Origin of the sequence: Burkholderia sp. Bp9016 (genome assembly GCF_003857765.1) — a bacterium.
GTDB lineage: Bacteria > Pseudomonadota > Gammaproteobacteria > Burkholderiales > Burkholderiaceae > Burkholderia.
On sequence record NZ_QTPY01000057.1, the window covers coordinates 1 to 8657 of the forward strand.

General features: G+C 65.5%; 7 protein-coding genes and 1 pseudogene. 5 read left to right on the forward strand and 3 right to left on the reverse strand.

Annotation, left to right across the window (positions count from 1 at the left end):
* Positions 1–194 precede the first annotated feature (194 nt).
* From DIE13_RS32135 to DIE13_RS32145, 3 genes are all read left to right on the forward strand, one after another.
* Positions 195–452 carry a PAAR domain-containing protein gene (locus DIE13_RS32135; RefSeq protein ID WP_124830998.1) on the forward strand — a complete coding sequence of 86 codons (258 nt, stop codon included), beginning with the start codon at positions 195–197 and terminating at the stop codon, positions 450–452.
* Between the two features lie 18 nt (positions 453–470).
* Positions 471–827 (forward strand): TrfB-related DNA-binding protein, encoded by a 357-nt coding sequence (locus DIE13_RS32140; RefSeq protein ID WP_124830992.1) that lies wholly within the window; start codon positions 471–473, stop codon positions 825–827.
* Between the two features lie 172 nt (positions 828–999).
* Positions 1000–2484: an aminotransferase class V-fold PLP-dependent enzyme gene (locus DIE13_RS32145; RefSeq protein WP_124830993.1), complete on the forward strand. Its 1485-nt coding sequence runs from the start codon at positions 1000–1002 to the stop codon at positions 2482–2484.
* A 274-nt stretch (positions 2485–2758) separates the two neighbouring features.
* Here DIE13_RS32145 and DIE13_RS32150 read toward each other — a convergent pair whose 3' ends face one another.
* Positions 2759–3874, reverse strand: a complete 1116-nt coding sequence (locus DIE13_RS32150) for a DJ-1/PfpI family protein (RefSeq protein WP_124830994.1) — start codon at positions 3872–3874, stop codon at positions 2759–2761.
* Positions 3875–3962: 88 nt separating this feature from the next.
* Here DIE13_RS32150 and DIE13_RS32155 point away from each other — a divergent pair, with 88 nt between their 5' ends.
* Entirely contained in the window at positions 3963–4973 is a 1011-nt protein-coding gene (locus DIE13_RS32155; RefSeq protein WP_124830995.1) for a GlxA family transcriptional regulator, read from the forward strand.
* Between the two features lie 125 nt (positions 4974–5098).
* Here the strand turns inward: DIE13_RS32155 and DIE13_RS32160 are convergent, their stop codons facing one another.
* Positions 5099–6463 carry a cytosine permease gene (locus tag DIE13_RS32160; RefSeq protein WP_124830996.1) on the reverse strand — a complete coding sequence of 455 codons (1365 nt, stop codon included), beginning with the start codon at positions 6461–6463 and terminating at the stop codon, positions 5099–5101.
* Between the two features lie 378 nt (positions 6464–6841).
* Between DIE13_RS32160 and DIE13_RS32165 the strand changes: the two genes are divergently transcribed.
* On the forward strand, positions 6842–8374 hold the full coding sequence (locus DIE13_RS32165) for an amino acid permease (RefSeq protein WP_124830997.1): 1533 nt from the start codon (positions 6842–6844) through the stop codon (positions 8372–8374).
* A gap of 121 nt (positions 8375–8495) precedes the next feature.
* Here the strand turns inward: DIE13_RS32165 and glyA are convergent.
* Positions 8496–8657: pseudogene (glyA, locus tag DIE13_RS32170) on the reverse strand (serine hydroxymethyltransferase); the annotation flags it as partial.

An 8657-nucleotide genomic window follows, 5' to 3' on the forward strand; every position in this document is an offset into this window, starting at 1 on the left:
AAGCTCACGCCGATCGATCCGACGAAGGACTGGTTCCGCGCACGCGGCGGGAACAACGCCTACCTGCCGTGGTGGGGCCGCCGACACGACACCGATTACGGCATGCAGGGCTACTCGTGGTGAGGCAAACCAGTGCGGCGATCGCGTTGCACGCGCATGCCACCGCGGCGCAAATCATTCGGAAGACGGGCCCTATGCGATTAATCATCTGGGTAGACGACCTGCATGTCCACGGCGGCCGGGTCGAATCCGTCGCGGCAACAAGCAAGGTGATGAGGCGCGCAGTTGCCCGTGTCAGCGACACGTGCTCGTATCCGATCCATGGCACGTGCCCCATCGCCGACGGTGATCCGCAATTCAACGTCGAAGGCCGGGCCGCCGCGTTCGACGCTCACGAAACGTCATGCGGCGCGGCGCTGATTTCGTCACTCCCGCATTCGGGGCGTACCTGAATGCTCGAGACCCGACGCATGACGGCCGAACAGTTCCGGCGGTTGCGGATGCAGGATACCCGGATCAAACCCTTGAACCAGTGGGCCTTGCACGAGATTTTCGTGAAGGGCCGGTCACAACGGGCGCTGGCCGCCGAACTGGGCATGACGCGTTCCGCGATGTCGCAGCTCGTGCGCAAGGCCTGGCAACGGCATCTCGATCGATCGGGCGCCGACACGCGCGTCGTCACACTCACGATCACGATCCCGGCGAAGTACGAGCACGCGCTGCACGCCTGGGTGCGGGACGCATATCGATCGTCGAATCTGCTTGATCGAGACAGCATGGAACGCCGCGCTGACGAACGTGTGGCGGTCATGCGGCCACCCGCATGACCGGTCCGTCACCCTGACCCGCCAGGCCGCACAAAAATAAATTCCACATACCGCATCAGAAATAAAACTTTATTCCACATCAGACTGAATCACCAGCCAAATTTGGATCCTTTTTCCCCGTGCACCCTCGTATCATTTCTCCCATTCGAAAGAGAAAGATCAAGAGAAGGACATGAGCGATACGACCCCGCTGCACTACCTCGACTATGCAGCCACCACCCCTGCGGATCCCCGCGTGATCGAAGCGATGACGGCCTGCCTCGGCGCCGACGGCGTCTTCGGCAATCCTGCGTCGAGCTCGCACGCGGCCGGCCGGCTGGCGAAGGAGAAAGTCGAGCGCGCACGCGAGCAGGTCGCCGCGCTGATCGGTGCGGATGCCGACGAAATCGTGTGGACGTCGGGGGCGACCGAGTCGAACAACCTCGCGCTGAAGGGCTATGCAGAGAATGCGACCGACAACCGCCACATGATCACGAGCCGCATCGAACACAAGGCGATCCTCGACACGATGGCGAACCTGTCGAAGCGCGGGATGACGGCGACTTACCTGTCGCCCACCGCCGACGGCGAGATCACCGCCGACGCGGTCGCCGCCGCGATCGGCCCCGATACGGGCCTCGTGTCGCTGATGCTCGTGAACAACGAGCTCGGCACGCTGACCGACATCGAAGCGATCTCGCGCATCGTGCACGCCGCCGGCGCGCTGCTGCACGTCGACGCCGCGCAGGCGCTCGGCAAGACGCCGATCGACGTGCGCGCGTTCGGTATCGACCTGATGTCGATGTCCGCGCACAAGGTTTATGGCCCCAAGGGCATCGGCGCGCTGTTCGTGCGCCGCGACATCGCCGCCCGGATCGCGCCGCAGATCCACGGCGGCGGACACGAACGCGGCCTGCGCTCGGGCACGCTGGCAACCCATCAGATCGTCGGCATGGGCGTCGCGTGCGAGGTCGCCGCCGAGAAGCTCGAGCGCGAAGCCGCGCGAATCGCGGCACTCGGCACGCGGCTGACGGACGCGCTGTTCGCGCTCGGCGACGTCACGCACAACGCCGCAGCGGCACGACGCATTCCGCACACGTTGAGCCTGACGGTGAACGCGCCGGGCTTCTTTCCGTTCATGCTCGGCGATTCGCTGGCCGTGTCGTCGACGTCCGCCTGCAACTCGATGAGCGGCGCCCCGTCCCACGTGCTGACCGCGATCGGTCTCGATGCGAGCGCCGCGAGCCGCACCGTGCGCGTGAGCTTCGGGCGCTTCACGACGGAGCAGGACGTCGACTTCGCGATCGCGTGCTTCCAGCGCGCGATCGAGCAATGCCGGGTCGCGGCATCGACCGGGTTCACCGCGTCGCGCCAGATCTGCCCGGCAGACCTGATGGCGATCCACAATGCCGGATTCCGCGCGGTGATCTGCAACCGCCCGGACGGCGAGGACGCCGATCAACCGGCATTCGAGGAAATCGCGGCCGCTGCCCGCGAACTCGGGCTCGATGCACACTATCTGCCGGTCGAACGCGATCTCATCGGCGACGCGGAAGTCGACGCGTTCGGCGCGCTGGTCGATGCGCTGCCGAAGCCGGTGCTTGCGTATTGCCGAAGCGGGAGCCGGGCGGGAATGCTGTGGAACCGGCTGATGGCCCGCCGCACGGCGACGGCCTGAACGCGCTCCGCGGGTAACGAAACGCTACCCGCCAAAGCAGCGCCCCGCTCGTCACGCGCCTTACGCAGCGCGGTACTCAGGCCGTCACATGCGGTCAGGATCGCCCGGATGCAGCGATCATTACCGAATGCGAGCCGGCAGACAGCGCGCGGGAGGCGCTCCACGAGTTTCCGCCGGCGAAGGCCGGCTCATCGACAGGAAAATCATTCCGCCCGGGCCGCTTCCGGGTCGGGAAGCGCCGTTCGAATCGGGTGACGCGTAAATCCTGCGACAGCTACTTCGGATACTCCAGTTGCAGCGCAACCCAGTCGGACGTCGCGTCGCCATAGCGTGCCGCGATGTCCGCGAGCACGCGAGGCAGCACCGCATCGCCGCGCCGCCCGTCCGGAATCGTCACGCGCGCGTGCCCGGGATCGGCCGGTTGCACCAGCAAGCGCAGCCCGTGCTTCGATTCGATCACGCGCGCATCCGCCGTCGCGGCGATGTCGCTGCGCCACGTGCGCGCCCATGCATCGGCGGTCAACGCAACCGGCAGTTCGTCGAAACCGTTCTCCACCGGAAGATCGAAAGTCTGATGCCGCCAGAACGCAACGCGATTCGTCAGCGCGGTGGCCAGCGCTCGCGCGCTCAACCCGAACCGGTTGCCGTCGTGAACATCGCTCCACGCTTGCGCACCTATGTTCCGAGCAGTCTCGCGCGCGGCCGCCGACCCTGCTAGCGCACTCACCAACGCAAGCGATGCGGGAATCGACGCCGATACACCGGTCGTCGTCATCACGTTACCGTCCATCACGTAGCGGCGATCGGCGACCCACACGGTATCGGTAAAGCGCCGACGCAGCCCATCGCGCGAATACCAGTGCGACGTTGCGGTGCGCTGCCGCAGCAGCCCGGCGTTCGCGAGTACCTCCGCGCCATCGCAGATCGCGACCATCGTTGCGCCCGCAACGGCCTGCCTGCGCAGCCACGCAAGCACCTCGGGGCGGTCGGCCCGATGCAGCGCGGGCACGATCACGACGTCGGCCCCCGACGGAACGCTCGCGTCGAACCGGTCGAACGTCGTATCGGCCAGCATCCGCAGCGCGGGCATCAGGTCGACGGCACCCGCTTCGCTGGATACGGCGACCACGTCGGCCGAACCGGACGTCTTCAGAATCGCGTACGGGACGATGAAATCGGTCGTCTCCGTGCCCGCGTTGTCCGCCACGATCGCCACGAGCGGCCGCTTGCGACCGTCCTTCGGTACGCCGATCGTCAGCGTTTGCGCGACGGGGCGCGCGCCGTCCGCGACGGCCTGTCCGGATCGCCCCGGCACCCACGCGCCCAGCGCCGCATACACGCACAGCGCCGCCGCCGCACGCATGACCCCGCCTCTCTTCCGTTCCCGCATCGCTCACCCGCGTCGCTCGATTGCACGTCCGGAAAATTACAAGGATCATGCACGCGGTCACAAGGACAATTCCACCGCACTTTCAGCCATGCCCCAGTCAATCCGCCCGGCACGCGACATCGTGGTCGTCGGCTTCGAAGGCGTCCAGTCGCTCGACATCACCGGCCCGATGGAGGTGTTCGCGGTCGCCAACCGCCATCTTCCCGGCCACGTCGCGCCGTATCGGCTGACGCTCGCGTCGCAGCACGGCCACGACATCGTCACGCATGCGGGCCTGCGCCTCGCCGGTCCGACAGCGCTTGCGGACTTGCCCGAGCGCGTCGACACGATCATCGTCGCCGGCGGCGGCGAAGCGGCGCTGCGGCACGCGGCGTCGGATGCCGGCGTGCTGCCGTGGCTGCGCACGCGAATCGCCGACACGCGGCGAATCGCGAGCATCTGCACGGGCGCGTTCGTCCTCGCGGCAGGGGGATGGCTGGACGGCAAGCGCGCTACCACGCACTGGAACCAGTGTTCGACACTGCAGGCGCTATGCCCGAACGTGCGGATCGAGCCGGACGCGATCTACGTGAGCGACCCACCATTCCATACGTCGGCCGGTGTGACGGCCGGCATCGACCTGTGCCTCGCCCTCGTCGAGGCGGACTGCGGTGCGGCGACCGCGCTGGCAGTCGCACGCGAACTCGTGCTCTTCATGCACCGCCCCGGCGGGCAGGCGCAGTTCAGCGTCGGACTCGACGTCCATGCGAACGCGACGCCGCGGATGCGCATACTCCTCACCGACATCGCGGACGATCCGACCGGCGACCTCGGCGTCGCAGCGCTGGCCGCGCGCCTGCACATGAGCGAGCGGACGTTCACGCGCAATTTCCTCGAGGAGACGGGGCTGTCGCCCGCGCAGTTCGTGCTGGCCGCGCGGGTCGAGCGCGCGAAGGCATTGCTGGAGCGGGCCGACTGGCCGCTCGAACGGGTCGCCGATCGCGCGGGGTTCGGCAGCGTGGATGCCTTGCAGCGTGCGTTCGCGAAGCGGGTCGGGATATCGCCGCGGGATTATCGGGCGCGTTTCGGACAAGGACACGGTAAGCAGAAGGCGGGGTAGGCCTTTTCGCGTTTCAGCGCCGGAACCGGTGCCGCGATAGCGGCTCAGCGCACGGCCGACTGCGAAATGCGAGTGCGGGTCATGTTGCCCGTCAAACATCGATCGACATGACCCGTACCCACCCGTCAATTCGCCATCGCCCGCGCATCCATCGACATGCCGCGATTCGCGAAGTAATACAGAATCCCCGGCACGAGCAGGCTCGGAATCCAGCTGACGTCCGCGCCGATCAGGCGCGCAAAGTAGCTGTGATAGAACGACAGATCCATGAACGGCAGCGTGCTCGCGATCCCGAGGCTGTAGATCAGCAGCGTCGACACGTTGAACTTCCCGTACTGGCCGCGCGCATCATACATCTCCGTCACCGAGTACTCGCCCTTCCGGATCAGGTAGTAATCGACCAGGTTGATCGAGCTCCACGGCACCAGCACGTAAATCTGCGCGTTGAGGATATCGGCGAAATAGTCGTTGAAATGATACTGCGTCGCGATGCCGATCAGCGTCGCGATCACCGCGGTCACGGCCAGCACCGCGAACTTCGTGAGCCGGCCGATCCGCACCATCTTGCGAAAGCCGCTGAAGATGGTCACCGACGACATGTACGCGCTGTACAGGCTCAGCACGTTGAATTCCAGCACGCCGAGCACGATCACGACGAGCGCCGGACGCGACCAGTTGCCGAACATCGTCGCGATGCCCGTGCCCGGGTCGGTCGTGACCGACGACGTGACCGTCGCGAGCAGCGCGCCGAGCATCATCACCAGCAGCGAACCGAGCAGGCCGCCGAGATACGTGTACCAGAACGTATGCCGCGTCTTGACGTTGACCGGCAGGTAGCGCGAATAATCCGCGACGTACGGCCCGAAGCCGAGCGTCCACGACGCCGCCTGCGCGACGACCAGATTGAACGCGCCGGCGGAGAAGCCATGCCGGCCATGATGAACGGCCGTCAGGGTCTGCGGATCGAGCAGCACGATGATCGCCGACGCGAAGAAGATCACACACGACGTCAGCGTCATGAACGCGCCCATCTTGTGGATCAGCTCGTAGCCGATGTAGCTGATCCAGAACGTCAGAACACCGAACAGAATGATCGCCGCGTCGTCGCTCATCGGATAGATGGCCTTGATCGAGTCGCGCATTACCACGCCGCCGGCCGCGACGAACAGGATGTACGCGAGCACCACGATCAGCAGCGGCACGGCCGCGCCGTACACGCCGAACTGCGCGCGGCTCTGGATCATCTGCGGGATGCCGAGGTGCGGCCCCTGCGCCGAGTGGGCCGCCATGAAGATGGTGCCGATCACATTGCCGATCACGAGGCCGACAATGGTCCAGAACAGGCTCAGGCCAGCCACGATGCCGAGCGTGCCGACGACTAGCGCCGTCACCTGCATGTTCGCGCTGAACCAGATCGTGAAGAGCCGCTTGGGCGTCCCGTACCGTTCGTTGATCGGGATGAACTCGATACTGCGCTGTTCCACATCCATCTGTCTGTCTCCTGGAGTCGGTCTGTTCGGCATCGCGCGTCGCCACGCGGGTTGACGTCACTCTAGAAGCGCGCTTTTTCGCCGGCTATCGCATTTCGGCAAGTACGGGTCATCCCTGATCCGTCTGAATTTCTTACGAAAATACAAGCCGGCGTGGGATGCACCTGAACGGTGGAAGGCTGCGGAGTTTCACGGCATTGCCGAAATCCGATAGCGCCGCGAGATTTGGCTTCATACCGTTTCCGCATCGGACCGGAAAGCGCCTGCCATCCCGCACGACAGCGCGCGCCGCCGACGAATTCCCAGGAGCGGGCCGCAGCGCGAGGCCCGAGCAGCGATGACGGTCCTGCCTCGCAGGACATTCGTGACGGAGCAAATATGGATGCGAAAATCCAGCCTGATTCAGGCACCGACAGTGACGTAAGCCTCCTCCACAAGATGGGATACGCGCAGGAGCTGTCGAGACGCATGAGCGGTTTCTCGAACTTCGCCGTGTCGTTTTCGGTAATCTGCATCCTGTCGGGCGGCATCACCGCGTTTCAGCTGGCGTTTTCCGCGGCCGGCGGCGCATCGATCGGCCTCGGCTGGCCGCTCGGCTCGTTGTTCGCGCTGATCGTCGCGGTGTCGATGTCGCAGATCGCATCGGCATTCCCGACCGCCGGCGGCCTCTATCACTGGGGCGCCATCCTCGGCGGAAAGAAGTGGGGGTGGATGACGGCGTGGCTCAACCTGATCGGCCTGATCTTCGTGATCGCCGCGATCAACTTCGGCACCTACGATCCGTTCTTCAAGACATTGATCGCCCCGATGTTCGGCGTCAACCCGGACAGCCTGACCTGGTGGCACCAGACCGCGTTCATCACGTTCATCACCCTGTCGCAGGCAATCCTGAACGCACGCGGCATCAAGATCGCGAGCAAGATCACCGACCTGTCCGGCTATCTGATCTTCGTCGTGACGATCGCGCTGGTCGTGTCGCTGCTGGTCTACTCGCCGGTTACGTTCGACCTGCACCGGCTCGTCACCTTCACCAACTTCACGGGCGCCGACGGCGGCGCATGGCCGAAGCAGAGCATGCCGCTCGCGTTCCTGTCCGGCCTGCTGCTGGTGACCTACACGATCACCGGCTTCGACGCGTCCGCGCACACGTCGGAAGAGACGCACGACGCCGCGAAGAACGTGCCGCGCGGCATCATCGGCTCGGTGTTCTGGTCCGCGGTGTTCGGCTACGTGATGGTGTGCGCGTTCGTGCTGGTCATGCCCGACCTGACCGCCGCGATGAAACAGGGCACCGGCTTCTTCGAGGCCATCCTCGCGCCGATCCCGAAGACGTTGCGCGTCTGCCTCGAACTCGCGATGTTCTTCATCAACTACGTGTGCGGGCTCGCCGCAATCATGTCGACGTCGCGGATGATGTACGCGTTCGCGCGCGACGGCGGGCTGCCGGCGTCGAAGCTGCTGCGCAGCGTGAATCAGAATCACCGGACGCCCGGCCCCGCGATCTGGACGTGCGCGGTGCTCGCGATCGTCGTCACGCTGTACGGCGACGCGTTCTCGGTGCTGAGCGCAGGCAGCGCCGTGTTCCTGTTCATCTCGTATGCAATGCCGATCGGCTCCGGGATGTTCGCCGAAGGGCGCACGTGGACCGAAAAGGGTCCGTTCCAGCTGGGCATCTGGTCGAAGCCGTGCGCGTTGCTCGCACTGGTAGGCGCCTGCGTGCTCGCCTACGTCGGCATCCAGGCGCCGAACGAAAAGGTGCTCTACGTGCTCGTCGCGTTCGTGGTCGTGCTGATGGTCATCTGGTACGGCTTCGGCGTGCGCAAGTCCTTCGCGGGGCCGCCTGTGCTCAAGGACACGCGCAACGACGAGCGTATCCGTGAACTCGAGGCGAACGTCGATCCGACGGTGTGACGCAACGCCGGTTCGCTCACAGCGCAAAAATCCGGCTCGCACATTGCGAGCCGGATTTTTTTCATCGCGTCGGACTTCACACGGTTCAACCCCGTCGGCAGTTGAACCCGAAGGCCGCGTCTTAGCCGTAGACCGGGAAACGCCGGGTCAGCTCGGCGACCAGACCGCGCACACGCTCGATCGTCGCTGCATCTTCCGGCGCTTCCAGCACGTCGGCGATCAGGTTGCCGACCGTCTCGGCTTCCGCCGGGCCGAAGCCGCGCGTCGTCATCGCCGGCGAGCC

What these genes read in the sequence shown, in the direction of transcription:
- DIE13_RS32135 (WP_124830998.1), top strand. Translation starts at nt 195, where the DNA reads ATGCGATTAATCATCTGGGTAGACGACCTGCATGTCCACGGCGGCCGG.
- DIE13_RS32140 (WP_124830992.1), top strand. Translation starts at nt 471, where the DNA reads ATGACGGCCGAACAGTTCCGGCGGTTGCGGATGCAGGATACCCGGATC.
- DIE13_RS32145 (WP_124830993.1), top strand. Translation starts at nt 1,000, where the DNA reads ATGAGCGATACGACCCCGCTGCACTACCTCGACTATGCAGCCACCACC.
- DIE13_RS32150 (WP_124830994.1), bottom strand. Translation starts at nt 3,874, where the DNA reads ATGCGGGAACGGAAGAGAGGCGGGGTCATGCGTGCGGCGGCGGCGCTG.
- DIE13_RS32155 (WP_124830995.1), top strand. Translation starts at nt 3,963, where the DNA reads ATGCCCCAGTCAATCCGCCCGGCACGCGACATCGTGGTCGTCGGCTTC.
- DIE13_RS32160 (WP_124830996.1), bottom strand. Translation starts at nt 6,463, where the DNA reads ATGGATGTGGAACAGCGCAGTATCGAGTTCATCCCGATCAACGAACGG.
- DIE13_RS32165 (WP_124830997.1), top strand. Translation starts at nt 6,842, where the DNA reads ATGGATGCGAAAATCCAGCCTGATTCAGGCACCGACAGTGACGTAAGC.